Genomic DNA, 26,826 nt, shown 5'->3' on the forward strand with positions numbered 1-26,826 from the left:
TTTGATCGTAGGGGTGTAGCTCAATTGGCAGAGCGCCGGTCTCCAAAACCGGAGGTTGGGGGTTCGATGCCCTCCGCCCCTGCCACCGATTCAGGTGAGTAGGGTACTGAAAGTAAATAAATGTCTAACCAGCCTGTACAAACCGTCAATACATCAAGCGACAAGCTCAAGGTTGTCCTGGCAATCGTAGCGGTCATCGCGGGTGTGGTCGGTTTTTTTGTGTTGTCGGGTCAATCGACTCCGGTGCGCGCACTGGCCCTGGTGGCCGGCTTGCTGGTGGCGGTAGGTTTCGCCTGGACATCTTCGCAGGGTCGCGGTTTCGTCGGCTTTGCCAAAGAATCGGTACGTGAAACCAAAAAAGTTGTCTGGCCTACCCGCAAGGAAGCGACGCAGATCACGGCGATCGTGTTCGCCTTCGTGCTGATCATGGCGATCTTCCTCTGGGGTACGGACAAGTTGCTCGAATTCCTGTTGTATGACGTAATTTTGGGCTGGAAATAAAAATGAGCGATAGCACACAAGACAGCGCACCGATTGGTGCGCAAAGCGTTTCAAGCGCAAGTAAAAAGCGCTGGTACGTTGTGCATGCCTATTCCGGCATGGAAAAGAGTGTGCAGCGTGCACTGACCGAGCGCATCGTCCGCGCCGGCATGGAAGAACAGTTCGGCCAGATCCTGGTGCCGACAGAAGAAGTCGTGGACATGAAAAATGGCCACAAGTCGGTGACCGAGCGTCGTTTCTTCCCGGGCTACGTCCTGGTTGAGATGGAAATGACGGACGAAACCTGGCATCTGGTGAAAAACACCAGCAAGGTGACCGGTTTCATCGGCGGCAAGTCCAATCGCCCGACGCCGATTCCGCCGCATGAAGTCGACAAGATCATGCAGCAAATGCAGGACGGCATCGAAAAGCCGCGTCCAAAGGTCTTGTACGAAGTGGGCGAGCTGGTTCGCATCAAGGATGGTCCTTTTACCGATTTCAACGGCAACGTGGAAGAAGTGAATTACGAAAAATCCCGCGTGCGCGTCTCCGTGACCATTTTCGGTCGTGCAACACCGGTCGAACTCGAGTTCGGCCAAGTCGAAAAAGTCTAAGCAGCACAAGTCAAGCGCCCGCAGGAGCGCGGCGAAATGCAAGTTTCCCCAAATCCTGCAGCAGCAGAGGAGCCTCAGTAAAACGCCGCAAGGCAGATGAACAGGCGCTAACACTCAATCAACGTAGGAGCCATCATGGCAAAGAAAATCATCGGTTTTATCAAGCTGCAAGTGCCAGCTGGTAAAGCAAATCCATCCCCACCGATCGGCCCTGCGCTGGGTCAGCGCGGTCTGAACATCATGGAATTCTGTAAGGCATTCAATGCCCAGACTCAAGGCGTCGAGCCAGGTCTGCCGATTCCAGTCGTGATCACTGCATTTGCGGACAAGTCCTTCACCTTCGTGATGAAGACTCCTCCAGCAACCATCCTGATCAAGAAGGCTGCCGGTATTCAAAAGGGTTCTGCCAAGCCGCATACAGACAAGGTTGGCAAGATCACTCGTAAACAAGCGGAAGAAATCGCTACCCAGAAGAAGCCGGATCTTACCGCTGCTGATCTGGAAGCGGCTGTGCGCACCATCGCTGGTTCGGCACGTTCCATGGGCATCACGGTGGAGGGTCTGTAATGGCTAAGTTGACAAAACGCGCTAAGGCGCAAGAAGGCAAGATCGATAGCACCAAGGCTTATCCTTTCGATAACGCACTGGCGCTGATCAAGGAATTCGCAACAGCGAAGTTCAACGAATCGATCGACGTGTCCGTCCAGCTGGGCGTTGATGCGAAGAAGTCGGACCAAGTGGTCCGCGGTTCCGTGGTGTTGCCGGCTGGTACAGGCAAGACCGTCCGCGTCGCCGTGTTCGCTTCGGGTGAAAAGGCTGAACAAGCTAAAGCAGCTGGCGCAGACGTCGTCGGTATGGAAGACCTGGCTGAACAAGTCAAGGCCGGCAACATGCCGTTCGACATCGTGATCGCTTCGCCGGACACCATGCGTATCGTCGGTACCCTGGGTCAGATCCTGGGCCCACGCGGCCTGATGCCTAACCCGAAGGTCGGCACCGTGACTCCTGACGTTGCTACCGCCGTCAAGAACGCCAAGGCTGGTCAAGTGCAATACCGTACCGACAAGGCCGGCATTATTCACGCCACCATCGGTCGCAAGTCGTTCAGCGACGCAGATCTGAAGTCGAATCTGGTTGCGCTGATCGATGCGCTGAACAAGGCCAAGCCTGCCACCAGCAAGGGTGTTTACCTGCGCAAGGTGTCGCTGTCGTCCACCATGGGCGCTGGCGTCCGCGTGGATCAATCGACCCTGTCGGCTTAAGTAAAGAATCAAGTCCTCGTTTCCTCACGGAAGCGGGGCGCATCTTTGGGCTGGAGCATTTTGCAATTGTGAAGTGCTCCAGGCAATCAAAGACCGTTGGGCGGCGTGCAGCAGGCAGGCACAAAGTTAAAACGCCGGAAACTTCCGTTTCCGGTTACCCAGCGCAGATGGTGACCCCGAACAAGTTTTGCAGTCTCACACAGCGTTTCATGTTTCACGAAGCGTTGCACTGAACTCCTAACGTCGGACGCCGTGTTCGAACCGATGTAAGGCAAGCAGGTTTTTCGCCTGTGTCGTCGCCAAGCATCATTTTTGGAGGTTGATCTTGAGTCTCAATCTGAATGACAAAAAGGCCGTTGTCGCCGAAGTCGCCGCAAAAGTAGCAACTGCGCAGACTATCGTCGTGGCCGAATACCGTGGCATCCAGGTTGGTCACTTGACGCAACTGCGCGCCAAAGCGCGTGACCAGGGCGTGTACCTGCGCGTGTTGAAAAACACACTCGCACGTCGTGCCGTTGAAGGTTCCGCGTTTGCTGACCTCGCTTCTGAAATGACCGGCCCGCTGATCTATTCGATCTCGGAAGATGCCGTTGCTGCAGCTAAAGTCATCTCTGACTTTGCTAAGACCAACGACAAGCTGGTTGTCAAGGCAGGTAACTATGCAGGCAAGCCGCTGGATAAGGCTGCTGTGACTGCATTGGCAAATATCCCGTCCCGCGAAGTTCTGCTGGCCCAATTGCTGGGCATGATGCAGGTTCCGGTTGCTGGTTTTGCGCGTGGTCTGGCTGCTCTGGCAGCCAAGAAAGAAGCCGAAGCAGCTTAAGAACGCCGGCCGCAGCAATGTGGCGGTGGTTCGTGAGCGCTTTGACCTCTGCGTCAGTACCGATTAGATGTTATTACCGAAATAAATTAGGAGTTTCAAATGGCAATTAGCAAAGACGATATCTTGGAAGCCGTAGGCGCCTTGACCGTGTTGGAATTGAATGACCTGGTGAAGGCATTCGAAGAAAAGTTCGGCGTTTCCGCCGCAGCAATGGCTGTCGCTGGTCCTGCTGGTGGTGGCGCTGGCGCCGCTGCTGCTGAAGAGCAAACTGAGTTCACCGTTGTTCTGTCCGAAGTCGGCGCGAACAAGGTTGGCGTCATTAAGGCAGTTCGCGAAATCACCGGTCTGGGCTTGAAAGAAGCCAAGGATCTGGTTGACGGCGCACCGAAGCCAGTTAAAGAAGGCATCGCCAAGGCAGACGCCGAAGCAGCCAAGAAGAAGCTGGAAGAAGCTGGCGCGAAAGCTGAACTCAAGTAAGTTTTACTTGAGCTGGAATATCGCCGGTTCGCCGGCGCATCGTTCCACCGGAGTCAAAGTGCAGAATCCTTTGAAAGAAGGATTCGGCTTTGGCTCCTTTGTCGTTTCGTAATTTTGTATGTGAATTTGAGTCCGATTCGAATTTGCGTCGAATTCAAGTTCGTTAATGGTCAGCAGTTTCTTGCCAGCTTCGCCGGTGAAGCAAGAGAAGGCGCCAACCAAGACTGAAGGGCTGAGACTTGAGGTTTCGCTGCTAACGGGTTGCAGCAACAAGGCAACAAGCAATCCGGGCGAGTCCTGAACTCTCTATCCTTCCTGTCACTCACGGAGTGTCCATGCACTACTCATTTACTGAGAAGAAGCGTATTCGTAAATCCTTTGCGAAACGCGCTAACGTCCACAACGTTCCGTTCCTGCTAGCGACTCAGATCGAGTCATACCAGACATTCTTGCAGACGGACAAAACAACGTCCCAACGCAAGAACGAAGGTCTGCAATCGGCCTTTACATCGATTTTCCCTATCGTTTCGCACAATGGTTTTGCGCGTCTCGAGTTCCTGTCCTATGTGTTGGGCGCGCCGCCGTTCGACGTCAAGGAATGCCAACAACGTGGCCTGACCTTCGCGTCGCCGCTGCGTGCCAAAGTACGTCTGGTGATCCTGGACAAGGAATCGCCGACCAAGCCGGTCATCAAGGAAATGAAGGAACAGGAAGTCTACATGGGCGAATTGCCGCTCATGACGACGACCGGTTCGTTCGTCATCAACGGCACTGAGCGCGTCATCGTGTCGCAGCTGCACCGTTCGCCTGGCGTGTTCTTTGAACATGACCGCGGCAAGACTCACTCGTCCGGCAAGCTGTTGTTCTCCGCTCGTATCATTCCTTACCGCGGTTCGTGGCTGGACTTTGAATTCGATCCGAAGGACATCCTGTTCTTCCGCGTCGACCGTCGCCGCAAGATGCCGGTAACGATCCTGCTCAAGGCCATCGGCATGACGTCCGAGCAGATCCTGGCGAACTTCTTCGTGTTCGACAACTTCACGCTGCACGCTGAAGGCGCCGAGATGGAATTCGTCTCGGAGCGTCTGCGTGGTGAAGTTGCGCGTTTCGACATTCTCGACAAGTCCGGCAAGCCGCTGGTCGCGAAAGACAAGCGTATCAACGCCAAGCACGTGCGTGACATCGAAGCTGCAGGCATCAAGCAAATTTCCGTGCCGGAAGACTATCTGCTGGGCCGCGTATTGGCGAAGAACATCGTCGACGGCGACACAGGTGAAGTCATTGCCTCGGCCAACGACGAGCTGACGGAAGAACTGCTGGCTCGCCTGCGTGAAGCAGACATCGACGCTATTCAGACGCTGTACACCAACGACCTGGATCAGGGTGGTTACATCTCGCAAACATTGCGCACCGACGACACAGCGGATCAGACTGCTGCGCGCGTGGCAATCTATCGCATGATGCGTCCTGGCGAACCGCCGACCGAAGACTCGGTGGAAGCGCTGTTCAACGGCCTGTTCTACAGCGAAGACCGTTACGACCTGTCGGCAGTCGGCCGCATGAAGTTCAACCGCCGTATCGGTCGTGATGAACTGACCGGCGCCATGACGTTGTCGAACGAAGACATCCTGGCCGTGATCAAGATCTTGGTGGAACTGCGCAATGGCCGCGGCGAAGTCGATGACATCGATCACTTGGGTAACCGTCGCGTCCGTTGCGTCGGCGAATTGGCGGAGAATCAATTCCGCGCCGGTCTGGTCCGCGTTGAGCGCGCCGTCAAGGAACGCCTCGGCCAAGCCGAAGCGGACAACCTGATGCCGCATGACCTGATCAACTCGAAGCCGATCTCGGCAGCGATCCGCGAATTCTTCGGTTCGTCGCAGTTGTCGCAGTTTATGGACCAAACCAACCCGCTGTCGGAAATCACGCACAAACGCCGTGTTTCCGCCCTAGGACCTGGTGGTCTGACCCGCGAACGCGCCGGCTTTGAAGTCCGCGACGTGCACCCGACCCACTATGGCCGCGTGTGCCCGATCGAAACGCCTGAAGGCCCGAACATCGGTCTGATCAACTCGCTGGCGCTGTATGCGCGCCTGAATGAATACGGCTTCCTGGAAACCCCATACCGCAAGGTTGAGGGCAGCAAGGTTACCAACCAGATCGACTATCTGTCGGCAATCGAAGAAGGCCGCTACATCATCGCTCAGGCGAATGCGACCATCGACGCCTCGCTGAAGCTGTCCGATGAACTGGTCTCGGCGCGTGAAGCCGGCGAAACCATTCTGGTCTCGCCAGAGCGCGTCCAATACATGGACGTGGCCCCAGGCCAGGTCGTGTCGGTGGCGGCATCGCTGATTCCGTTCCTCGAACACGATGATGCGAACCGCGCATTGATGGGCGCCAACATGCAACGCCAGGCTGTGCCTTGCCTGCGTCCGGAAAAGCCGCTGGTCGGCACCGGTATCGAGCGTACCGTTGCAGTTGACTCCGGTACGACCGTGCAAGCGCTGCGTGGCGGTATCGTCGATTACGTCGATGCAGGCCGTGTGGTGATCCGCGTGAACGATGAAGAAGCCCAGGCTGGTGAAGTCGGCGTCGACATCTACAACCTGATCAAGTACACACGTTCGAACCAGAACACCAACATCAACCAGCGTCCTATCGTCAAGGTTGGCGACCGTGTTGCAAAGCATGACGTGATCGCCGACGGCGCATCGACCGACCTGGGCGAACTGGCTCTGGGTCAGAACATGCTGGTGGCGTTCATGCCATGGAACGGCTACAACTTCGAAGATTCGATCCTGATCTCCGAAAAAGTCGTGGCTGACGACCGCTACACCTCGATCCACATTGAAGAGTTGTCGGTTGTTGCACGTGACACCAAGCTCGGCGCGGAAGAAATCACCCGCGATATTTCGAACCTGGCGGAAAACCAACTGGCGCGTCTGGACGAGTCCGGCATCACCTACATCGGTGCTGAAGTCGAAGCCGGCGATACGCTGGTCGGTAAAGTGACGCCAAAGGGCGAAACCCAGCTGACACCGGAAGAAAAGCTGCTGCGCGCGATCTTCGGTGAAAAGGCTTCGGACGTTAAGGACACCTCGCTGCGTGTGCCTTCGGGCATGGTCGGCACCGTCATCGACGTGCAAGTGTTTACCCGCGAAGGCATCCAACGCGACAAGCGCGCACAACAGATCATCGACGATGAACTGAAGCGCTATCGCCTGGACCTGAACGACCAGTTGCGTATCGTTGAAGGCGATGCCTTCCAGCGTCTGGAAAAGATGTTGATCGGCAAGGTCGCCAACGGCGGTCCGAAGAAGCTGTCGAAGGGCACCAAGCTGGACAAGGCGTACCTGGACGATCTGGACAAGTACCACTGGTTCGACATCCGTCCTGCGGATGACGACATGGCGACTGCACTGGAAGCGATCAAGGAATCGATCGCCGAAAAGCGTCACCAGTTCGATCTGGCGTTTGAAGAAAAACGCAAGAAGCTGACACAAGGCGACGAGCTGCCGCCGGGCGTGCAAAAGATGGTCAAGGTTTACCTGGCCGTGAAGCGCCGCCTGCAACCAGGCGACAAGATGGCGGGTCGTCACGGTAACAAGGGTGTGGTTTCGCGCATTCTGCCGATCGAAGACATGCCGCACATGGCCGACGGTACACCAGCCGACATCGTGCTGAACCCGCTGGGCGTGCCATCGCGCATGAACGTCGGTCAGGTTCTCGAAGTCCATCTGGGCTGGGCAGCCAAGGGTCTGGGCCTGCGCATCGGCGAAATGCTGACCGCACAGGTGAAGATCGCTGAGCTGCGCAAGTTCCTGACGACCATCTACAACGAATCGGGCAAGAAGGAAGCGCTCGACGAGTTCAGTGATGAGGAAATCCTGGAACTGGCATCCAACCTGAAGAAGGGCGTTCCGTTCGCCACACCGGTGTTTGACGGCGCGCACGAAGACGAAACTCGTCGCATGCTGGATCTGGCGTACCCGGATCACATCGCCAAGCAACTGGGCATGACGCCGTCGAAGAATCAGGTCACCATGTATGACGGCCGTACCGGCGAAGCTTTCGAGCGCACCGTCACTGTCGGCTACATGCACTACCTGAAGCTGCATCACTTGGTTGATGACAAGATGCATGCACGTTCGACCGGTCCTTACTCGCTGGTTACTCAGCAGCCTCTGGGCGGTAAGGCGCAGTTCGGCGGTCAACGCTTCGGTGAAATGGAAGTCTGGGCATTGGAAGCCTACGGCGCATCGTATGTGCTGCAGGAAATGCTGACCGTGAAGTCCGATGACGTGAACGGCCGTACCAAGGTTTATGAAAACCTGGTCAAGGGCGACCACGTGATCGACGCCGGCATGCCGGAGTCCTTCAACGTGCTGGTCAAGGAAATCCGTTCGCTCGGTATCGACATCGATCTCGAACGCGACTGATGTTCCCAAGGGCAAGGCGGCGTGGCCGTCTTGCCCTGTTTCATCGTCTGATCCTGCCGCCGGCAACAACGGCGGCAACGCAGTAAAGTAAAGCAATACAGCAGTTCAGCAAGCAGCTACAAGCAATTGTAAGCAGTCAAGGACGACCAAGTCTGTCCCGGTACATGCGGAACCCGGCGCAAGCCACGGCTCTCCCGCAGGTGCGAACAGGGTGTGCGCAGATTGTGGTGCGGCCGTCTCGATATACATAGCATTACCTAGCGTTCTCACGCCAACCTGGAGTGATACATGAAAGCACTGCTCGATCTATTCAAGCAAGTTCAGCAAAACGAACAATTCGACGCGATCAAAATTGGTCTGGCGTCCCCGGAAAAAATCCGTTCGTGGTCCTACGGCGAAGTAAAAAAGCCGGAAACCATCAACTACCGTACTTTCAAGCCTGAGCGCGACGGTCTGTTCTGCGCCAAGATCTTTGGCCCGATCAAAGACTACGAATGCCTCTGCGGCAAGTACAAGCGCCTCAAGCACCGCGGCGTCATCTGCGAAAAATGCGGCGTTGAAGTCACGCTGGCCAAGGTGCGTCGTGAACGCATGGGCCACATCGAGCTGGCTTCGCCAACTGCGCACATCTGGTTCCTGAAATCGCTGCCGTCGCGTCTGGGCATGGTCCTCGACATGACCCTGCGGGACATCGAACGCGTGTTGTACTTCGAAGCCTACGTCGTGACCGATCCAGGCATGACTCCGCTGAAGAAGTGCCAAATCATGTCGGAAGACGACTACGCCGCCAAGTACGAAGAGTACGGCGACGACTTCACCGCATTCATGGGCGCCGAAGGCATCCGTGAACTGCTGCGCTCGATTGACATCGACCGCGATGCAGAAACCCTGCGCGTGGAACTGAAAGAATCGAAGTCCGAAGCCAAGATCAAGAAATACGCCAAGCGCCTGAAAGTGCTGGAAGCGTTCCAACGCTCGGGCATCAAGCCTGACTGGATGATCATGGAAGTGCTGCCGGTGCTGCCACCGGAATTGCGCCCGCTGGTCCCGCTGGACGGCGGCCGTTTTGCGACCTCCGATCTGAACGATCTGTATCGCCGCGTCATCAATCGTAACAACCGTCTGAAGCGTCTGATGGAATTGCGCGCTCCGGAAATCATCACGCGCAACGAAAAGCGCATGCTGCAGGAAGCGGTTGACTCGCTGCTGGACAACGGCCGTCGCGGTAAGGCGATGACCGGCGCCAACAAGCGTCCGCTGAAGTCGCTGGCCGAAATGATCAAGGGCAAGGGCGGTCGTTTCCGTCAAAACTTGCTGGGCAAACGCGTCGACTACTCCGGCCGTTCCGTCATTGTGGTGGGTCCGCAGCTCAAGTTGCATCAGTGCGGTCTGCCGAAGCTGATGGCGCTGGAACTGTTCAAGCCGTTCATCTTCAACAAGCTGGAATTGATGGGTCTGGCAACGACCATCAAGGCAGCCAAGAAGCTGGTCGAAATTCAAGAGCCGGTCGTCTGGGACATCCTGGAAGACGTGATCCGCGAACATCCGGTCATGCTGAACCGCGCGCCGACATTGCACCGTCTGGGTATCCAGGCGTTCGAGCCGGTCCTGATCGAAGGCAAGGCGATCCAGCTGCATCCGCTGGTGTGCGCCGCGTTCAACGCCGACTTTGACGGCGACCAGATGGCGGTCCACGTTCCACTGTCAATCGAAGCACAGATGGAAGCGCGTACGCTGATGCTGGCGTCGAACAACATTCTGTTCCCATCGAACGGCGAACCGTCGATCGTGCCGTCCCAGGATATCGTGCTGGGTCTGTACTACGCGACACGTGAAGCGATCAACGCCAAGAACGAAGGCATGTTGTTCCAGGACGTCTCGGAAGTCATCCGTGCGTACGACAACAAGGAAGTCGAACTGGCTACCCGCGTCACCGTGCGTATCGTCGAAAATCCAAAGGATCCGGTCACCGGCGAATTCGTGCGTACCGTCAAGCGTTACGAAACGACTGTCGGCCGTGCCATCCTGTCGGAAATTCTGCCGAAGGGCCTGCCATTCTCCGTGCTGAACCGCGCGTTGAAGAAGAAGGAAATTTCGAAGCTGATTAATACTTCGTTCCGCAAGTGTGGTCTGCGCGCAACCGTTGTGTTCGCCGACCAGCTGATGCAATCGGGCTTCCGCCTGGCGACACGCGCCGGTATCTCGATTTGCGTGGACGACATGCTGGTGCCGCCACAAAAGGCGACCATCATTGCGACTGCAGAACAAGAAGTGAAGCAGATCGAACAGCAATACTCGTCCGGTCTGGTTACCGCCGGCGAACGCTACAACAAGGTTGTGGACATCTGGGGCAAGGCCGGCGACGACGTCGGCAAGGCCATGATGGACCAGCTGAAGGTCGAAGACGTGGTCCGCCGCGACGGTACCAAGGGCACGCAAGAGTCGTTCAACGCAATTTACATGATGGCCGACTCCGGCGCCCGCGGTTCCGCAGCGCAGATTCGTCAGCTGGCAGGTATGCGTGGTCTGATGGCGAAACCGGACGGTTCGATTATCGAAACGCCGATTACCGCGAACTTCCGCGAAGGCCTGAACGTGTTGCAGTACTTCATCTCGACGCACGGCGCCCGTAAGGGTCTGGCCGATACCGCGCTGAAGACTGCGAACTCCGGTTACCTGACACGTCGTCTGGTTGACGTGACTCAGGATCTGGTCGTGATCGAAGATGATTGCGGTACGTCCAACGGCGCGTCCATGAAGGCAATGGTTGAAGGCGGCGAAGTCATTGAAGCGCTGCGCGACCGTATCCTCGGCCGCGTTGCAGCTACCGACATCATCAATCCGGAAACCCAGGCTACGCTGTACGAAGCCGGCACCCTGATGGATGAAGACACCGTTGAAGAAGTCGAACGCCTCGGCATCGACGAAGTCAAGGTTCGCACTCCGCTGACTTGCGACACGCGCTACGGCCTGTGTGCCAAGTGCTACGGTCGCGATCTGGGCCGCGGCGTGCTGGTCAACAGCGGCGAAGCAGTCGGCGTTATCGCTGCGCAGTCGATTGGTGAGCCAGGTACTCAGCTGACCATGCGTACGTTCCACATCGGTGGCGCGGCATCGCGTGCAGCAGTGGCCTCGTCGGTGGAAGCCAAGTCGAACGGCACCATCCGCTTCACGGCGACCATGCGTTACGTCACCAACGGCAAGGGCGAGCTGATCGTCATTTCCCGTTCGGGCGAAGTGCTGATCACCGACGATCTCGGCCGTGAGCGTGAGCGTCATAAAGTACCGTACGGCGCGACCCTGATCGTCAAGGACGGCATGATCATCAAGGCCGGTACTGCACTGGCGACATGGGATCCGCTGACACGTCCGATCATCACCGAGTACACCGGTACCGTGAAGTTCGAAAACGTCGAAGAAGGTTCGACCGTCGCCAAGCAGATCGATGAAGTGACCGGTCTGTCGACACTGGTGGTTATCGATGCCAAGCGCCGCGGTTCGTCCGCTGCCAAGGTGTTGCGTCCGCAGGTCAAGCTGCTGAACGAGCAAGGTGAAGAAGTCAAGATCGCCGGCACCGAACACGCAGTGACGATCGGCTTCCAGGTCGGCGCGCTGATTACTGTCAAGGACGGTCAGCAAGTGCACGTTGGTGAAGTGCTGGCACGTATCCCGACTGAATCGCAAAAGACACGCGATATTACCGGTGGTCTGCCGCGCGTTGCCGAACTGTTCGAAGCGCGTTCGCCGAAGGATGCCGGTATGCTGGCTGAAGTCACAGGTACTGTGGCGTTCGGTAAGGAAACCAAGGGCAAGCAACGTCTGGAAATCACCGACATGGACGGCGCCAAGCATGAGTTCCTGATCACCAAGGACAAGCAAGTCCTGGTGCATGACGGCCAGGTGGTGAACAAGGGCGAAATGATTGTCGACGGTCCTGCCGATCCGCAAGACATCCTGCGCCTGCTGGGTATCGAAGCGCTGGCGCGTTACATCGTCGACGAAGTTCAGGACGTGTACCGTTTGCAAGGCGTGAAGATCAACGACAAGCACATCGAAGTCATCGTGCGTCAGATGCTGCGTCGCGTGCAGGTTGTGGATCCGGGCGATACCAACTACATCACCGGCGAACAGGTCGAACGTTCCGAACTGCTGGACGAAAACGACCGCGTCAATGCAGAGACCAAGATCCCTGCAACGTACGAAAACGTCTTGCTGGGTATCACCAAGGCATCGCTGTCAACCGACTCGTTCATCTCGGCTGCATCGTTCCAGGAGACCACACGTGTCCTGACCGAAGCGGCGATCATGGGCAAGAAGGACGGCCTGCGCGGTCTGAAGGAAAACGTCATCGTTGGTCGTCTGATCCCGGCTGGTACCGGTCTGGCGTTCCACCGTGCACGCAAGGAAAAAGACGCATGGGAAGCCGACGAGCGCGCAGCGCTGTTGGAATCCGAGCGTGTGGCGCGTGTGACCGAAACCGAAGCGCATCCTGCCGAGACTTTCGGCGGTGCGGACGGCGAAGCGTGATGATGCAATAGCAGCGCATCTGCCCTGAAGGGTGGATACGTGGCAAAGAAGAGCGGCGTCGGAAGAAATTCCGGCGCCGTTTTTTTATGGACGGAAACATTGCAGCGCACTTGAGCGCGGGCTGTCATGTAGCGCCGTGTAAATGCTGACGAATCAACTTGAGATGATTCAGGTTTTGTCCTACAATCTTTGAATAAGAATTATTCTTATTAAAAATAATCCGCCTCAGGAATGCCCGACGGTACTCCCACCCGTTTCATCGGACCGGACGTCGCGCGTGACCAAAACAAAAACGACTCTGCGCGATCAACATGTCGCGGTGCAGTCGCGGGGCAGGCAAAAATCTCGTACTAACATCCAGGTAGCCAGCTAGCAGCATGCCAGTAACCGAACTCACTCAGGGGAATGGTTATCATGAAGCTATGCAAGAAAAAACTGGTCTTGGCAACGGCTGTCGTACTGCAACAATGGGCCATGGCGCCCGCCACCGCGCAGCAAGCCACGCAGCAACTGGCAGCGCTGAATCGCCCGCTCGATGAAATCACCGTCACCGCCACCCGCGGCGTCGACAGTGACCTGAACCGTGTCGCCGCCACCGTTTCGGTGATCACCGCCGAAGAGCTCGAACAACAGAACGCCAAGGACATCAAGGATGCGCTGCGCTATGAACCGGGCGTGGAAGTGCGCCGTTCTGTATATCGCGTCGGCGGCGTGACCGGTGCGTCCGCCACGATGGGGCGGGGCGGCAACGAAGGCATCAATATCCGTGGCCTGGAAGGCAATCGCGTCATGTTGCTGGAAGACGGCGTGGCCTTGCCGCGTGCATTCAGCCAAGGCACATTGAGCGCCGGTCGTGGCGCCTACACCGATACCGACCTGTATCAGCGTATTGAAATCCTGCGCGGTCCGGCGTCATCCATGTATGGCAGCGACGGTCTGACCGGTGTGGTCAACTTCGTCACCAAAGACCCGCAGGATCTGCTCAACGTCTTCGGCAAGAGCAGCTACTTTGCGCTGCGTCCTTCCTATGATTCGAGCGACAGCAGCTATGGCGCTACCGGCACCATGGCCTTTGGAAATGATCGCGTGCAAGGCATGCTGGTGCTCAATGCGCGTCATGGCAACGAGACCGAAACCAAGGGCAGCGTCGGCGGCACCGGCGCCGCGCGCACCAAGGCCGATCCACTGACCTACAACAATCGCTCGGCGCTGGGCAAGCTGGTGTTCAAGATCGATCCGCGCAACCTCCTCAAGCTGAGTTTTGAAACGGTGGAAAACAAGTTGCGCGGCGACAGCCTGTCCGCCGTCGCCGCGCCGACGATCACCGGTTATCGGAGCACCAGCGACGTCAAGAGCAACAAGCTGCAACTGCAATTCGAGCATGACGACGTCGACAACCCGGTGTTCCAGAAATTGCGCGCCAACATTTACTACCGCGATTCGAAGACCAATCAATACTCCTTCGAAAACGGCGCTGCGCCGACGCGTCCTCGTTTCCGTGACATCACCTACCAGGACGACATCCTCGGCGGCGGCGTGCTGGCCGAGAGCGGCTTCAGCACCGGCATCGTCAAACACAAGATGACCTATGGCGTCGACCTCAGCGTGGCCAAGTTGCAGATGGCGGCATCCGGCACCGGCTGGACGACCTGCACCGGTACGCAATACTGCGAGTATTTCCCGAAAACCGAGTACAGCGTGTTCGGCGCCTACCTGCAGGACGACATGCGCATCGGCGCATTGAGCATCGTGCCGGGTCTGCGTTACGACGCCTACAAGATCAAGCCGGAAGCCAGCGCCAAGTACGACGCGCAGGCCGTCGCCAACGGCCAGCCGGCGTCGACCAGCAAGGACAGCGCATTCTCGCCGCGCCTGGCCTTCATCTACGAAGTCGCACCCGCATTTGCGCCGTACATCCAGTACGCCCGCGGGTTCCGTTCGCCGTCCCCGCACGAGGTGAACTCCTACTTCAACAACGCGTCGCAGGGCTATTCGCAAATCGCCAATCCGGCTCTCAAGCCGGAGACCAGCAATTCGTATGAAATCGGTTTCCGCGGCAAGCTGCCGACCTCAGCCGGCCTGTTCAGCTACAGTACCGCAGCCTATGCCGGCGAGTATCGCAACTTCATCGACTCGGTGTCGGTGGCAGGCGCAGGAACGGTACTCAACCCGACCATCTTCCAATACGTGAATGCAGCCAAGGCATCCATCCACGGCTTCGAGGGACGCCTCGACTGGCGTATGGAAAACGGTATCTCGCTGAAGAGCGGCTTCGCCTACACCAAGGGCACGACCACCGACCGGACGGGCAAGAAGACCGGACTGGAGTCGGTGGCGCCATTGTCCGTGGTCGCCGGCGTGCGCTACGAGCCGAGCCAGGTGTGGTTCGTGCAGAGCGACGTGGTCTACAACGCCGCCAAGAAAAAGGAAGACATTGCGACGCCGACCAACTTCGTCTCGCCATCCTTCTTCGTCATGGATCTGAGCTCCGGCTATCGCTTCAGCAAGAACGCTGTGCTGTATGCCGGCATCCGCAACCTGTTCGACCGCAAGTACTGGAATTGGACCGACATCCGTGGTCTGTCGCTGGCCGACAGCGCCACCAACAAGGACGCCTACACAGAACCGGGCCGCAGCTTCAACGTCAGTATGAAGTTCGAATACTGACATCAGCAAAAAAAACGCCGCAAGGCACTTAACCGAAAAGAGGCATGAAATGAAATACACCAAACTGGGCGCGTTGCTGCTGGCGGCAGGCGTCATCAGCATCGCCGCATGTTCGACCACGCCGAACAGCAACCTGGCCGAGCGCTGGTCGGCATTGCGTGCGGAACAGCCAAAGCTGCAACCGCGCGACGCCGCGCAGAAGCTCAACGTCTCGGAAGCAGAGCTGGTCGCCACCAATGTCGGCAAGGGGGCGACCCGCCTGCGCGACGGCGGCGTCTCCTACAAGGCGGTGTACGACCGGCTGCATGAGCTTGGCCAGATCAAGGCCATCACGCGCAATGACACCGCCGTGCTGGAGCGTGTCGGAACGGTCACGCAGGCAAAGCTCAATGCGGACGGCCGCGTGATTCCAGGTACCGGATTCGCCGGGGGCCCCATTGATCTACGCTTCGGCACCGATCAATGGCGCTCGGCGTTCGCCGTGGTGCAGCCCGGCCGCGAAGGCAAGATCAGCCGCAGTCTGCAGTTCTTCGACGTGCATGGCAACGCGGTGAACAAGGTGTACCTCGACAACGAAGCCGGCGTGGCGGCGTTCGACAAGCTGGTGGCGGACTTCAAGGCACCCGAGCAGCCTGCCTACCTGAGTGTCGACAAAGCGCCGGCCAAGGTCGTCAAGAAGCCGAACGGCGAAGTCGACGTCAAGGAGTTGCGCGACACCTGGAACGAACTCAGCGACGTGCATGAATTCCCGCGTCTGCTCAAGGACCTGGGGATTACGCGTGAGCAAGCGCTGGACCTGATCGGCAAGGATGCCGCCTATCGCATCAGTGCACAGTCGGTGCAGACCCTGCTCGACAGCGCCGCTACGCAAGGGCAGCCGATCATGGTGTTCGTGAGCAATCCGGGCATGACACAAATCTTCAGCGGCAAGATCACGAAAGTGAAGGCGACCGAAGAGTGGTACAACGTGCTGGATCCGGATTTCAACCTGCATCTGCGCCAGGCCGGTATCGACCATGGCTGGGTGGTCAAGCGTCCGGCCAAGGACGGCATGATCACCTCGGTGGAGTTCTACGACGCCAAGGGTGAGCAGGTCGTCAACTTCTTCTCGCGCCGGGACCGCAACAAGGAGGAGACAGCCGCCTGGCGCAATATTGTTGCCAGTCTGGCAAAATCGTCTTGACGCGGGATGCCGCTTGATGAAAAAAGTGGCAGAAACGTCGTAAAACGGACACGGGGGTCAGGGCGCAGGGAGCTGCCCTTGACCCTTTTACGTTTTTGGCATACACTCGCGAGTTCTCGAATTTGGGCTCTCCTGAGCTTAAGCGTTCTTTGGTCTGCTTCCGGCTTTCTTCGGCGCTTCTCTCGTTTTCTCTAAAATCGGTGTGCACAGGTTTCTTTCGTGCAAGTTTCTTGTTTAATTCCAAGCAACCGTTCCTGGAATTAATGTTATTAACGTCGTAAATTTTGTTGGATATAAAACGATGCCAACCATCAATCAATTGATTCGCAACCCACGTGTCTCCGCGACCGTGAAAAGCAAATCGCCGGCGCTGGAAAACAGCCCGCAAAAACGCGGCGTATGTACCCGTGTTTACACAACGACTCCTAAAAAGCCAAACTCCGCTTTGCGTAAAGTTGCAAAAGTGCGTTTGACCAACGGCTTCGAAGTGATTTCGTACATCGGTGGTGAAGGCCACAACCTGCAAGAACATAGTGTCGTGCTGCTGCGCGGCGGCCGTGTGAAGGATTTGCCGGGTGTGCGTTACCACATGGTTCGTGGTGCTCTGGATACCCAAGGCGTCAAGGATCGTAAGCAAGCTCGCTCGAAGTACGGTGCTAAGCGCGCCAAGGCCGCTAAGAAGTAATTTGTTTTTTGTCGGGCGCAAGCCTGGTGAAATGTGTCGGTCCGTAACGGGCCGAGTAAGTGGTTGGCTATGATGGCCGTCCGCGAGTGCGGCAAGAGTTTATCTGCGCGCTCAACTGAAGACTGAAAGGAATTGAAATGCCACGTCGTCGTGAAGTACCCAAGCGGGATATCCTGCCTGATCCAAAGTTCGGCAATGTTGAAGTTGCTAAGTTCGTCAACGTGTTGATGTTGTCCGGCAAGAAGTCGGTCGCTGAAAACATCATCTACGGTGCGTTCGACCATATCCAAACCAAAACCGGTAAAGACCCGCTGGAAGTGTTCTCCGCTGCGCTGAACAACTGCAAGCCGCTGGTCGAAGTGAAGTCCCGCCGCGTTGGTGGCGCCAACTACCAGGTGCCGGTGGAAGTGCGTCCTGTCCGCCGTATGGCGTTGTCGATGCGTTGGTTGCGCGAAGCCGCAAACAAGCGTAGCGAAAAGTCCATGCCGCAACGTCTGGGTGGCGAGTTGATCGAAGCGGCTGAAGGCCGTGGCGGTGCGATGAAGAAGCGTGACGAAGTTCACCGTATGGCTGAAGCGAACAAGGCGTTCTCGCACTTCCGCTTCTAACAAGACTGTGCGGGGCTTTCCGGGCTTTTTGGAAAGACTTCGCTTGTATCTAAAATTTGTTCGAGCCGAGCGACTATTTTACAAAAATGGCGCTCGGTTTCGCGCATTAAAGACTTAGGAATAAATCATGGCTCGCAAGACCCCCATTGAGCGCTACCGCAACATCGGTATTTCCGCTCACATTGACGCCGGTAAGACAACGACGACTGAGCGCGTTCTGTTCTACACGGGCGTGAACCACAAGATCGGTGAAGTGCATGATGGCGCCGCCACCATGGACTGGATGGAACAAGAGCAAGAGCGTGGCATCACCATTACCTCGGCTGCGACGACCTGTTTCTGGAAGGGCATGGCGAACAACTTCCCGGCTCACCACATCAACATCATCGACACCCCGGGCCACGTTGACTTCACCATTGAAGTTGAGCGCTCGATGCGCGTGCTCGACGGCGCCTGCATGGTCTACTGTGCAGTCGGCGGCGTGCAGCCACAGTCGGAAACAGTCTGGCGTCAAGCGAACAAGTACAAGGTTCCACGTCTGGCGTTCGTCAACAAGATGGACCGTACCGGCGCGAATTTCTTCAAGGTGTACGATCAAATGCGTGCACGCCTGAAGGCCAACCCGATCCCTATGCAAGTGCCTATCGGCGCCGAAGACAACTTCGAAGGCGTGATCGATCTGGTCAAGATGCGTGCGATTTATTGGGATGACGCCAGCCAGGGCATGAAGTTCGACTACCGTGATATCCCTGAGCATCTGAAGGCAGAAGCTCAAAAATGGCGCGAGAACATGGTCGAAGCGGCTGCTGAAGCATCCGAAGAACTGATGAACAAGTACCTGGAAGACGGTGATCTGAGCGAAGAAGAGATCAAGGCTGCGATCCGTCAACGCACCATCGCCAGCGAAATCGTTCCGATGATGTGCGGCACCGCGTTCAAGAACAAGGGCGTGCAAGCCATGTTGGATGGCGTGATCGAATACCTGCCGTCGCCGGTCGACATCCCGCCTGTTCCAGGTCTGGATGAAGACGACGAGCCGGTCGTGCGTAAAGCAGAAGACACCGAGAAGTTCTCGGCGCTCGCATTCAAGATCGCAACTGACCCGTTCGTTGGTCAGCTGTGCTTCATTCGTTGCTACTCGGGCACCCTGAATTCGGGCGACACCGTGTTCAACTCGGTGAAGTCCAAGAAGGAACGTATTGGCCGTATCGTTCAGATGCACGCCAATCAACGTGAAGAAATCAAGGAAATGCTGGCAGGCGATATCGCTGCCGTGGTCGGTCTGAAAGACACCACAACCGGCGACACCCTGTGCGACGACAAGGCTGTGGTCGTGCTGGAACGCATGGTCTTCCCTGAGCCAGTGATTTCGCAAGCTGTCGAGCCAAAGACCAAGGCTGACCAGGAAAAGATGGGCCTGGCGCTGAACCGTCTGGCTGCAGAAGATCCGTCGTTCCGCGTGCGTACCGACGAAGAATCGGGTCAAACGATCATCGCCGGTATGGGCGAGTTGCATCTGGACATTATCGTCGACCGCATGAAGCGTGAATTCAACGTCGAAGCGACCGTCGGCAAGCCACAAGTTGCTTACCGCGAAACCATCCGCAAGACTTGCGAAGAAATCGAAGGCAAGTTCGTCAAGCAATCCGGTGGTCGTGGTCAGTACGGTCACGTGGTTCTGAAGATCGAACCGCAAGAGCCGGGCAAGGGCTTCGAATTCGTTGACGCGATCAAGGGCGGTACCGTTCCTCGCGAATTCATCCCTGCAGTTGAAAAGGGTGTGCGTGAAACACTGAACACCGGCGTGTTGGCCGGCTATCCAGTGGTTGACGTCAAGGTCACTCTGTTCTTCGGTTCCTACCATGACGTCGACTCGAACGAAAATGCGTTCCGCATGGCCGGCTCGATGGCGTTCAAGGATGGTTGCCGTAAAGCCAGCCCGGTCATTCTGGAGCCGATGATGGCCGTTGAAGTTGAAACACCGGAAGACTACGCCGGTACCGTGATGGGCGATCTGTCGTCCCGCCGCGGTATGGTGCAAGGCATGGATGAAATCGCCGGCGGTGGCGGCAAGATCATCAAGGCTGAAGTGCCGCTGTCGGAGATGTTCGGTTACTCGACTTCGTTGCGTTCGGCAACACAAGGTCGTGCGACATATTCGATGGAGTTCAAGCACTACTCCGAAGCACCGAAGAACGTCATCGACGCGATCGTTACTTCCAAGACCAAGTAATTTAGTTTTGCGCATTCCCTGCGTTGGCAGGGATGCGCTTTTAATTGTTGAGAAAATCGTTCTTTTTGAAGGAAATGCAAAATGGCAAAAGGTAAATTCGAGCGGACCAAGCCGCACGTGAACGTTGGCACGATTGGTCACGTTGACCACGGCAAGACCACACTGACAGCCGCAATCGCGACCGTGTTGTCGAAGAAATTCGGCGGCGAAGCGAAGGCCTACGATCAAATTGACGCAGCGCCAGAAGAAAAGGCACGCGGCATCACCATCAACACTGCGCACGTTGAATACGAAACAGCAAACCGTCACTACGCACACGTTGACTGCCCAGGCCACGCTGATTATGTGAAGAACATGATCACCGGCGCCGCGCAGATGGACGGCGCGATCCTGGTTTGCTCCGCAGCAGACGGCCCGATGCCACAAACGCGCGAACACATCCTGCTGTCGCGTCAAGTTGGCGTTCCTTACATCATCGTGTTCCTGAACAAGGCCGACATGGTTGATGATGAAGAGCTGCTGGAACTGGTCGAAATGGAAGTGCGCGAGCTGTTGACCAAGTACGAATTCCCAGGCGACGACCTGCCAATCATCAAGGGTTCGGCGAAGCTGGCCCTCGAAGGCGACACTGGCCCGCTGGGCGAGCAAGCGATCATGGCCCTGGCAGAAGCGCTGGACACTTACATCCCGACACCGGAACGTGCTGTTGACGGCGCCTTCCTGCTGCCAGTGGAAGACGTGTTCTCGATCTCCGGCCGCGGTACCGTTGTGACCGGTCGCGTTGAGCGCGGTATCGTCAAGGTCGGCGAAGCCCTGCAAATCGTCGGTATCCGCGACACACAAGACACAGTTTGCACCGGCGTCGAAATGTTCCGCAAGCTGCTGGACCAAGGTCAGGCAGGCGACAACGTTGGCGTGCTGCTGCGCGGCACCAAGCGTGAAGACGTGGAGCGTGGCCAAGTGTTGGCCAAGCCAGGTTCGATCAAGCCGCACAAGCACTTCACCGGCGAGATCTATGTATTGTCGAAAGACGAAGGCGGCCGTCATACTCCGTTCTTCAACAACTATCGTCCACAGTTCTACTTCCGTACTACGGACGTGACTGGTTCGATCGAGTTGCCGAAGGACAAGGAAATGGTCATGCCAGGCGACAACGTGTCGATCACCGTGATGCTGATCAACCCGATCGCGATGGAAGAAGGTCTGCGTTTCGCTATCCGTGAAGGCGGTCGTACCGTCGGCGCCGGTGTGGTTGCCAAGATCCTGCCAGACGCGTAATACGTAGTTATTTATCATTGCCGCGGATGGTTGTCATCCGCGGTTCGTTCTTTAAAGGAAAACCATGTCAGTTCCTAGCCAAAAAATCCGTATCCGCCTGAAGGCATTCGACTACCGTCTGATCGACCAATCCGCACAGGAAATCGTCGACACGGCAAAGCGCACCGGCGCCGTCGTCAAGGGTCCAGTTCCGCTGCCGACACGCATCCAACGTTTCGACGTTCTGCGTTCGCCACACGTCAACAAGACCTCGCGCGATCAATTTGAAATCCGCACGCACCAGCGTCTGATGGACATCGTTGATCCGACCGACAAGACAGTCGATGCACTGATGAAGCTGGATCTGCCGGCTGGCGTTGATGTAGAAATCAAGCTGCAATAAGCTTTTGCGGCAGGTGTTGTAAAAAGTATGACCGGGTAGGACTTTGACATACCACGACACTGTCGGGTATTGCAAATAAAAATTTACCCGGTTATACTGATCGGCTTCGGTGGAGTCGCGCTGGCTTTTTGTCTCGGCGATTTCACATATTTTAGTAGTACAAACATCAGCCCCGCCCAATCGCAGGCGGGAATGGAGAAAAACAATGAGCCTAGGCCTTGTTGGTCGCAAGGTTGGTATGATGCGTATCTTCACGGAAGACGGGGATTCTATTCCTGTGACCGTGTTGGATGTGTCGAACAACCGCGTGACCCAAATCAAAACGCCTGAAGTGGATGGCTATTCCGCTGTTCAGGTCGCATACGGTCAGCGTCGCGCCTCGCGTGTGACTAAAGCTGCTGCCGGTCACTACGCCAAAGCTGGCGTTGAAGCTGGTACCGTCCTGAAAGAATTCCGCATTGACGCAGCCAAGGCTGCCGAGTTGAAAGCTGGCGACGTCGTCGCAGCAAGCTTGTTCGAAGCTGGCCAGAAAGTGGACGTGCAAGGCGTGTCCATCGGTAAGGGCTACGCTGGTACGATCAAGCGCCACAACTTCGCATCCGGTCGCGCATCCCACGGTAACTCCCGTTCGCACAATGTTCCAGGCTCCATCGGTATGGCGCAGGATCCAGGTCGTGTTTTCCCTGGTAAGCGCATGACCGGTCACCTGGGTGACGTTACCTGCACAGTGCAAAACCTCGAGATCGCACGCATCGACGCTGAGCGTCAATTGCTGCTGGTCAAGGGTGCCGTGCCAGGCGCGAAGAACGGCCAAGTGGTCGTGTCGCCGGCAGTCAAAGTTAAAGCCAAGAAGGGAGCCTAATTCATGGAACTCAAGCTCCTGAATGATCAAGGTCAAGCCGCATCGAACGTCGCTGCCCCTGACACGATCTTTGGTCGTGACTACAACGAAGCGCTGATTCATCAAGTCGTCGTGGCTTATCAAGCCAATGCTCGCAGCGGTAACCGCAAGCAAAAAGACCGTGAAGAAGTGCACCACACAACCAAGAAGCCATGGCGCCAAAAGGGTACTGGCCGCGCTCGTGCCGGTATGTCGTCGTCGCCACTGTGGCGCGGCGGTGGTCGTATTTTCCCGAACTCGCCTGACGAAAACTTCTCGCACAAGGTCAACAAGAAGATGTATCGCGCAGGTGTCTGCTCGATTCTGTCCCAGTTGGCTCGCGAAGGTCGTCTGTCGATCGTCGAGAATTTCTCGGTCGAAGCACCGAAGACCAAGCTGCTGTCCGAAAAGCTGAAGGTCATGGGTCTGGACTCCGTGTTGGTCATTACTGACAACCTGGAAGAAAACCTGTTGCTGGCATCGCGCAATCTGCCGAACGTGCTGATTGTCGAGCCGCGTCAAGCTGATCCAGTCTCCCTGGTGTTCTACAAGAAAGTGCTGATCACCAAGCAAGCACTGGCCAAGATTGAGGAGTTGCTGGCATGAACGCAATTAAACATAGCGAAGAGCGCTTGCTGAAAGTGCTGCTGGCGCCGGTGATCTCTGAAAAGGCAACCTTCGTCGCTGAGAAAAACGAGCAAGTCGTTTTTCTGGTGACGCAAGATGCGACCAAGCTGGAAGTCAAGGCTGCGGTCGAACTGCTGTTCAAGGTCCAAGTGGAGTCCGTTCAGGTCGCGAATCGTCAAGGTAAGCAAAAGCGCTCCGGCCGTTCGGTTGGTCGCCGCAACCATACACGTCGCGCATTTGTCAGCCTGAAGCCTGGTCAAGAGATCAACTTCACCGAGGAGGCTAAATAATGGCACTCGTAAAAGTTAAACCAACCTCGCCTGGTCGTCGTGGCATGGTCAAGGTCGTCAGCGACCTGTACAAGGGTCGTCCGTTTGCCGGCCTGATCGAAAAGAAGTCCAAGACTGCTGGTCGTAACAACAACGGTCACATCACCACCCGTCATATCGGTGGCGGCCACAAGCAACACTACCGCGTTATCGACTTCCGTCGTAACAAGGACGGTATCGTTGCCAAGGTCGAGCGTATCGAATACGACCCGAACCGTACTGCGCACATTGCTCTGCTGTGCTACGCAGACGGCGAACGCAAGTACATCATCGCTCCCAAGGGCATCGCAGTCGGCGATCAGCTGATCAGCGGCTCGGAAGCGCCGATCAAGGCTGGTAACTCGCTGCCGATCCGCAACATTCCTGTCGGTACAACAATCCACTGCGTGGAAATGTTGCCAGGCAAGGGTGCTCAGATCGCTCGTACCGCCGGCGCCGGCGTTGTGCTGATGGCGCGCGAAGGTACTTACGCTCAGGTGCGTCTGCGCTCCGGTGAAGTGCGCCGCATTCACATCGAATGCCGAGCAACCATCGGTGAAGTCGGTAACGGCGAACACAATCTGCGCAAGATCGGTAAAGCTGGTGCCATGCGTTGGCGTGGCGTTCGTCCGACAGTGCGTGGTGTGGTCATGAACCCGGTCGATCACCCGCACGGTGGTGGTGAAGGTAAGACTGCAGCAGGTCGTCATCCAGTTTCGCCGTGGGGTCAACAGACCAAGGGCAAGAAGACACGCAGCAACAAGCGTACGACTTCAATGATTGTCTCGCGCCGCGGCAAGAAATAAGGATAAAACATGACACGTTCATTGAAAAAAGGTCCATTCTGCGACGCTCACCTGGTCAAAAAGGTTGAGGCCGCTCAAGCGACTAAAGACAAGAAGCCAATCAAGACATGGTCCCGTCGTTCGACAATCATGCCGGATTTCATCGGCCTGACGATCGCGGTGCACAACGGCAAGCAACACGTGCCGGTGTATGTGTCCGAAAACATGGTTGGTCATAAGCTCGGTGAATTCGCGCTGACCCGTACGTTCAAGGGTCACGCCGCCGATAAGAAGGCTAAGAAATAAGGTCCTATGATGGAAACTAAAGCTACCCTGCGTGGTGTGCATCTGTCGGCCCAGAAGGGCCGTCTGGTTGCAGACCTGATCCGCGGCAAAAAAGTTGATCAAGCACTGAATATCTTGGCCTTCAGCCCTAAAAAGGGTGCGGTCATCATCAAGAAGGTTCTGGAGTCCGCAATCGCGAACGCCGAACACAATGATGGCGCCGACATTGACGAGCTCAAAGTCACGACTATTTATGTGGAAAAAGGTACGGTCCTCAAGCGCTTCACAGCGCGTGCAAAAGGCCGTGGTGATCGTATTTCCAAGCAATCCTGTCACATTTACGTGACTGTCGGAAACTAAGGAGTCACGATGGGACAGAAGATTCATCCAACCGGTTTCCGTCTGGCGGTTACACGTAACTGGGGATCGCGCTGGTATGCAGGCAATAACAATTTTGCCGACATGCTCAACGAAGATCTGAAGGTTCGTGCTTACCTGAAGACAAAACTGAAGAACGCTTCGGTTGGTCGCGTCGTTATCGAGCGTCCGGCGAAGAACGCCCGCATCACCATTTACAGCTCCCGTCCAGGCGTTGTGATCGGTAAGAAGGGTGAAGACATCGAAGTGCTGAAGGCAGCGCTGGGTAAATTGATGGGCGTGCCCGTGCACGTCAACATCGAAGAAATCCGCAAGCCGGAAGCCGATGCGCAATTGATCGCCGATTCGATCGCTCAGCAGCTCGAAAAGCGTATCATGTTCCGTCGCGCCATGAAGCGTGCGATGCAAAACGCAATGCGTCTGGGTGCTCAAGGCATCAAGATCATGTCGTCCGGTCGTCTGAACGGTATTGAAATCGCCCGCAAGGAATGGTATCGCGAAGGCCGCGTGCCTCTGCACACCCTGCGCGCTGATATCGACTACGGCTTCGGCGAAGCACAAACCACATACGGCATCATCGGTATCAAGGTTTGGGTTTACAAGGGCGATCGTCTGGCTAACGGCGATGCACCAGTGTTGGTCGGTGAGCCAGAAGACGACAAGAAGCGTCGCGGTCCACGTCGTGATGATGGCAAGCCAGGTGCTCGTCCTCGTCCGAAGACCGCCGGTGCTCCAGCAGGTGCGGGCGCCAAGCGTGCTCCACGTCAAGCTGCCGATGCCGGTGTGTCGGCTGAGAAAGCAGGAGAATAATCATGCTGCAACCAGCACGTAGAAAATATCGTAAAGAACAAAAAGGTCGCAATACGGGTATCTCGCACTCGCGTGGTACAGCCGTATCGTTTGGCGAATTTGGTCTGAAGGCAGTTGGCCGTGGTCGTATCACGGCGCGTCAGATCGAAGCCGCTCGTCGTGCTATGACCCGTCACATCAAGCGTGGCGGTCGTATCTGGATCCGCGTTTTCCCGGACAAGCCGATTTCCCAAAAGCCTGCTGAAGTGCGTATGGGTAATGGTAAGGGTAATCCAGAATACTACGTGGCTGAAATTCAGCCAGGTAAGATGCTGTACGAGATGGATGGTGTTGACGAAGCTCTGGCGCGTGAAGCGTTCCGCTTGGCAGCAGCCAAATTGCCACTGTCGACGACTTTTGTTGTTCGTCAAGTCGGTCAATAATAGGAGCGGAATATGAAAGCATCTGAACTCCGTGGTAAAGACGAAGCGGCTCTGGCCAAAGAACTGAATGAGCTGCTGAAGGCTCACTTCAGCTTGCGCATGCAAGTGGCTACGCAGCAACTGAACAATACTGCGCAACTGAAGAAAGTACGTCGCGATATCGCACGTGTGAAAACAGTCATCAATTCGAAGGGTCAACAATGAACGATCAAGTGAAACAAGCGCTCAAGCGCACGCTGATTGGCAAGGTTGTGTCCGACAAGATGGATAAGACTGTTACCGTTCTGATCGAGCGTCACGTCAAGCATCCTCTGTACGGCAAAATCATCGTGCGTACCAACAAGTACCACGCTCATGATGAAGCCAACCAGGCGAAGACTGGCGACACCGTCGAGATCCAGGAAGGTCGTCCAATCTCCAAGACCAAAGCTTGGAGCGTGACACGCGTTGTACAAGTGGCACAAATAGTTTAAGTAGTGCTTGCTTACTCAGCATTATGGCGTCATAATGCTGAGCTCTCCTTTGCTTCTTGGTGTTTGGCAAGGCCGAGAGGCAAGATGCAGTTACGTAGCTTAATCGTCCCCTAACTAGCAGGTTCGCTTGCTAACAGGACCAAGACTGACCGCGATTCACATTGTGTGATTTAAGCGGATTAAGTTGGGAAAGAAAA

General features: G+C 56.4%; 25 protein-coding genes and 1 tRNA gene. All 26 read left to right on the forward strand.

From position 1 onward, the window contains the following. The first annotated feature begins 9 nt into the window (after nucleotides 1-9). The 26 genes from ACIROY_RS21545 to rpsQ all read left to right on the forward strand — a co-directional run bounded on the left by ACIROY_RS21545 (nucleotide 10) and on the right by rpsQ (nucleotide 26,629). Nucleotides 10-85, forward strand: a tRNA-Trp gene (locus tag ACIROY_RS21545). Between the two features lie 35 nt (nucleotides 86-120). After that, nucleotides 121-501 (forward strand): preprotein translocase subunit SecE, encoded by a 381-nt coding sequence (gene secE, locus ACIROY_RS21550; RefSeq protein WP_402344145.1) that lies wholly within the window; start codon nucleotides 121-123, stop codon nucleotides 499-501. Nucleotides 502-503: 2 nt separating this feature from the next. Next, nucleotides 504-1,094, forward strand: a complete 591-nt coding sequence (gene nusG / locus ACIROY_RS21555) for a transcription termination/antitermination protein NusG (protein WP_029363887.1) — start codon at nucleotides 504-506, stop codon at nucleotides 1,092-1,094. Between the two features lie 135 nt (nucleotides 1,095-1,229). Beyond that, the gene (gene rplK / locus ACIROY_RS21560; RefSeq protein WP_007875265.1) at nucleotides 1,230-1,661 is read left to right on the forward strand and encodes a 50S ribosomal protein L11; all 432 of its coding nucleotides are present in this window, start codon (nucleotides 1,230-1,232) and stop codon (nucleotides 1,659-1,661) included. Continuing rightward, nucleotides 1,661-2,356, forward strand: a complete 696-nt coding sequence (gene rplA / locus ACIROY_RS21565) for a 50S ribosomal protein L1 (protein ID WP_402277764.1) — start codon at nucleotides 1,661-1,663, stop codon at nucleotides 2,354-2,356. Before rplK ends, rplA begins: the two co-directional genes overlap by 1 nt. A gap of 325 nt (nucleotides 2,357-2,681) precedes the next feature. Next, nucleotides 2,682-3,179, forward strand: a complete 498-nt coding sequence (gene rplJ / locus ACIROY_RS21570) for a 50S ribosomal protein L10 (RefSeq protein ID WP_094565773.1) — start codon at nucleotides 2,682-2,684, stop codon at nucleotides 3,177-3,179. 99 nt (nucleotides 3,180-3,278) lie between these two features. Then, nucleotides 3,279-3,656 (forward strand): 50S ribosomal protein L7/L12, encoded by a 378-nt coding sequence (gene rplL / locus ACIROY_RS21575; RefSeq protein ID WP_402277763.1) that lies wholly within the window; start codon nucleotides 3,279-3,281, stop codon nucleotides 3,654-3,656. A gap of 335 nt (nucleotides 3,657-3,991) precedes the next feature. Then, nucleotides 3,992-8,098, forward strand: a complete 4,107-nt coding sequence (gene rpoB, locus ACIROY_RS21580; RefSeq protein WP_402277762.1) for a DNA-directed RNA polymerase subunit beta — start codon at nucleotides 3,992-3,994, stop codon at nucleotides 8,096-8,098. A gap of 288 nt (nucleotides 8,099-8,386) precedes the next feature. Further along, nucleotides 8,387-12,625: a DNA-directed RNA polymerase subunit beta' gene (rpoC, locus tag ACIROY_RS21585; RefSeq protein WP_402277761.1), complete on the forward strand. Its 4,239-nt coding sequence runs from the start codon at nucleotides 8,387-8,389 to the stop codon at nucleotides 12,623-12,625. A gap of 414 nt (nucleotides 12,626-13,039) precedes the next feature. Next, entirely contained in the window at nucleotides 13,040-15,292 is a 2,253-nt protein-coding gene (locus ACIROY_RS21590; protein ID WP_402277760.1) for a TonB-dependent hemoglobin/transferrin/lactoferrin family receptor, read from the forward strand. Between the two features lie 49 nt (nucleotides 15,293-15,341). Next, on the forward strand, nucleotides 15,342-16,475 hold the full coding sequence (locus ACIROY_RS21595; protein ID WP_402344148.1) for a hemin-degrading factor: 1,134 nt from the start codon (nucleotides 15,342-15,344) through the stop codon (nucleotides 16,473-16,475). Between the two features lie 301 nt (nucleotides 16,476-16,776). Continuing rightward, entirely contained in the window at nucleotides 16,777-17,160 is a 384-nt protein-coding gene (rpsL, locus tag ACIROY_RS21600) for a 30S ribosomal protein S12 (RefSeq protein ID WP_053200552.1), read from the forward strand. Nucleotides 17,161-17,297: 137 nt separating this feature from the next. Continuing rightward, the gene (gene rpsG / locus ACIROY_RS21605; RefSeq protein WP_016836042.1) at nucleotides 17,298-17,768 is read left to right on the forward strand and encodes a 30S ribosomal protein S7; all 471 of its coding nucleotides are present in this window, start codon (nucleotides 17,298-17,300) and stop codon (nucleotides 17,766-17,768) included. A 127-nt stretch (nucleotides 17,769-17,895) separates the two neighbouring features. Continuing rightward, nucleotides 17,896-20,001 carry an elongation factor G gene (gene fusA / locus ACIROY_RS21610; protein ID WP_402277758.1) on the forward strand — a complete coding sequence of 702 codons (2,106 nt, stop codon included), beginning with the start codon at nucleotides 17,896-17,898 and terminating at the stop codon, nucleotides 19,999-20,001. Nucleotides 20,002-20,082: 81 nt separating this feature from the next. Beyond that, entirely contained in the window at nucleotides 20,083-21,279 is a 1,197-nt protein-coding gene (tuf, locus tag ACIROY_RS21615; RefSeq protein WP_016836040.1) for an elongation factor Tu, read from the forward strand. A gap of 64 nt (nucleotides 21,280-21,343) precedes the next feature. Next, nucleotides 21,344-21,661 (forward strand): 30S ribosomal protein S10, encoded by a 318-nt coding sequence (gene rpsJ / locus ACIROY_RS21620; protein ID WP_016836039.1) that lies wholly within the window; start codon nucleotides 21,344-21,346, stop codon nucleotides 21,659-21,661. Nucleotides 21,662-21,866: 205 nt separating this feature from the next. Then, a complete protein-coding gene (rplC, locus tag ACIROY_RS21625; protein WP_053200846.1) occupies nucleotides 21,867-22,523 on the forward strand; it encodes a 50S ribosomal protein L3 in 657 nt (218 codons plus the stop codon). Between the two features lie 3 nt (nucleotides 22,524-22,526). Beyond that, nucleotides 22,527-23,147, forward strand: coding sequence for a 50S ribosomal protein L4 (gene rplD, locus ACIROY_RS21630; RefSeq protein WP_016836037.1), 621 nt, complete (start codon nucleotides 22,527-22,529; stop codon nucleotides 23,145-23,147). Then, a complete protein-coding gene (rplW, locus tag ACIROY_RS21635; protein ID WP_016836036.1) occupies nucleotides 23,144-23,458 on the forward strand; it encodes a 50S ribosomal protein L23 in 315 nt (104 codons plus the stop codon). The genes rplD and rplW overlap by 4 nt, the downstream gene beginning before the upstream one ends. Next, entirely contained in the window at nucleotides 23,458-24,282 is an 825-nt protein-coding gene (gene rplB, locus ACIROY_RS21640; RefSeq protein WP_265216066.1) for a 50S ribosomal protein L2, read from the forward strand. The genes rplW and rplB overlap by 1 nt, the downstream gene beginning before the upstream one ends. A gap of 9 nt (nucleotides 24,283-24,291) precedes the next feature. Then, the gene (rpsS, locus tag ACIROY_RS21645) at nucleotides 24,292-24,567 is read left to right on the forward strand and encodes a 30S ribosomal protein S19 (protein ID WP_007875308.1); all 276 of its coding nucleotides are present in this window, start codon (nucleotides 24,292-24,294) and stop codon (nucleotides 24,565-24,567) included. Between the two features lie 6 nt (nucleotides 24,568-24,573). Beyond that, complete coding sequence (rplV, locus tag ACIROY_RS21650) at nucleotides 24,574-24,906, forward strand: 50S ribosomal protein L22 (RefSeq protein ID WP_016836033.1); 333 nt, start codon at nucleotides 24,574-24,576, stop codon at nucleotides 24,904-24,906. A gap of 9 nt (nucleotides 24,907-24,915) precedes the next feature. Continuing rightward, nucleotides 24,916-25,734: a 30S ribosomal protein S3 gene (gene rpsC, locus ACIROY_RS21655; protein ID WP_053200843.1), complete on the forward strand. Its 819-nt coding sequence runs from the start codon at nucleotides 24,916-24,918 to the stop codon at nucleotides 25,732-25,734. 2 nt (nucleotides 25,735-25,736) lie between these two features. Beyond that, nucleotides 25,737-26,156, forward strand: a complete 420-nt coding sequence (rplP, locus tag ACIROY_RS21660; protein WP_007875315.1) for a 50S ribosomal protein L16 — start codon at nucleotides 25,737-25,739, stop codon at nucleotides 26,154-26,156. Nucleotides 26,157-26,168: 12 nt separating this feature from the next. Beyond that, nucleotides 26,169-26,360: a 50S ribosomal protein L29 gene (rpmC, locus tag ACIROY_RS21665; RefSeq protein ID WP_016836031.1), complete on the forward strand. Its 192-nt coding sequence runs from the start codon at nucleotides 26,169-26,171 to the stop codon at nucleotides 26,358-26,360. Continuing rightward, entirely contained in the window at nucleotides 26,357-26,629 is a 273-nt protein-coding gene (gene rpsQ, locus ACIROY_RS21670) for a 30S ribosomal protein S17 (RefSeq protein ID WP_016836030.1), read from the forward strand. The genes rpmC and rpsQ overlap by 4 nt, the downstream gene beginning before the upstream one ends. The last annotated feature ends 197 nt before the right edge of the window (nucleotides 26,630-26,826 follow it).

This window comes from Herbaspirillum sp. NPDC101396 (assembly GCF_044767365.1).
Taxonomy (GTDB): Bacteria; Pseudomonadota; Gammaproteobacteria; order Burkholderiales; family Burkholderiaceae_D; genus Herbaspirillum.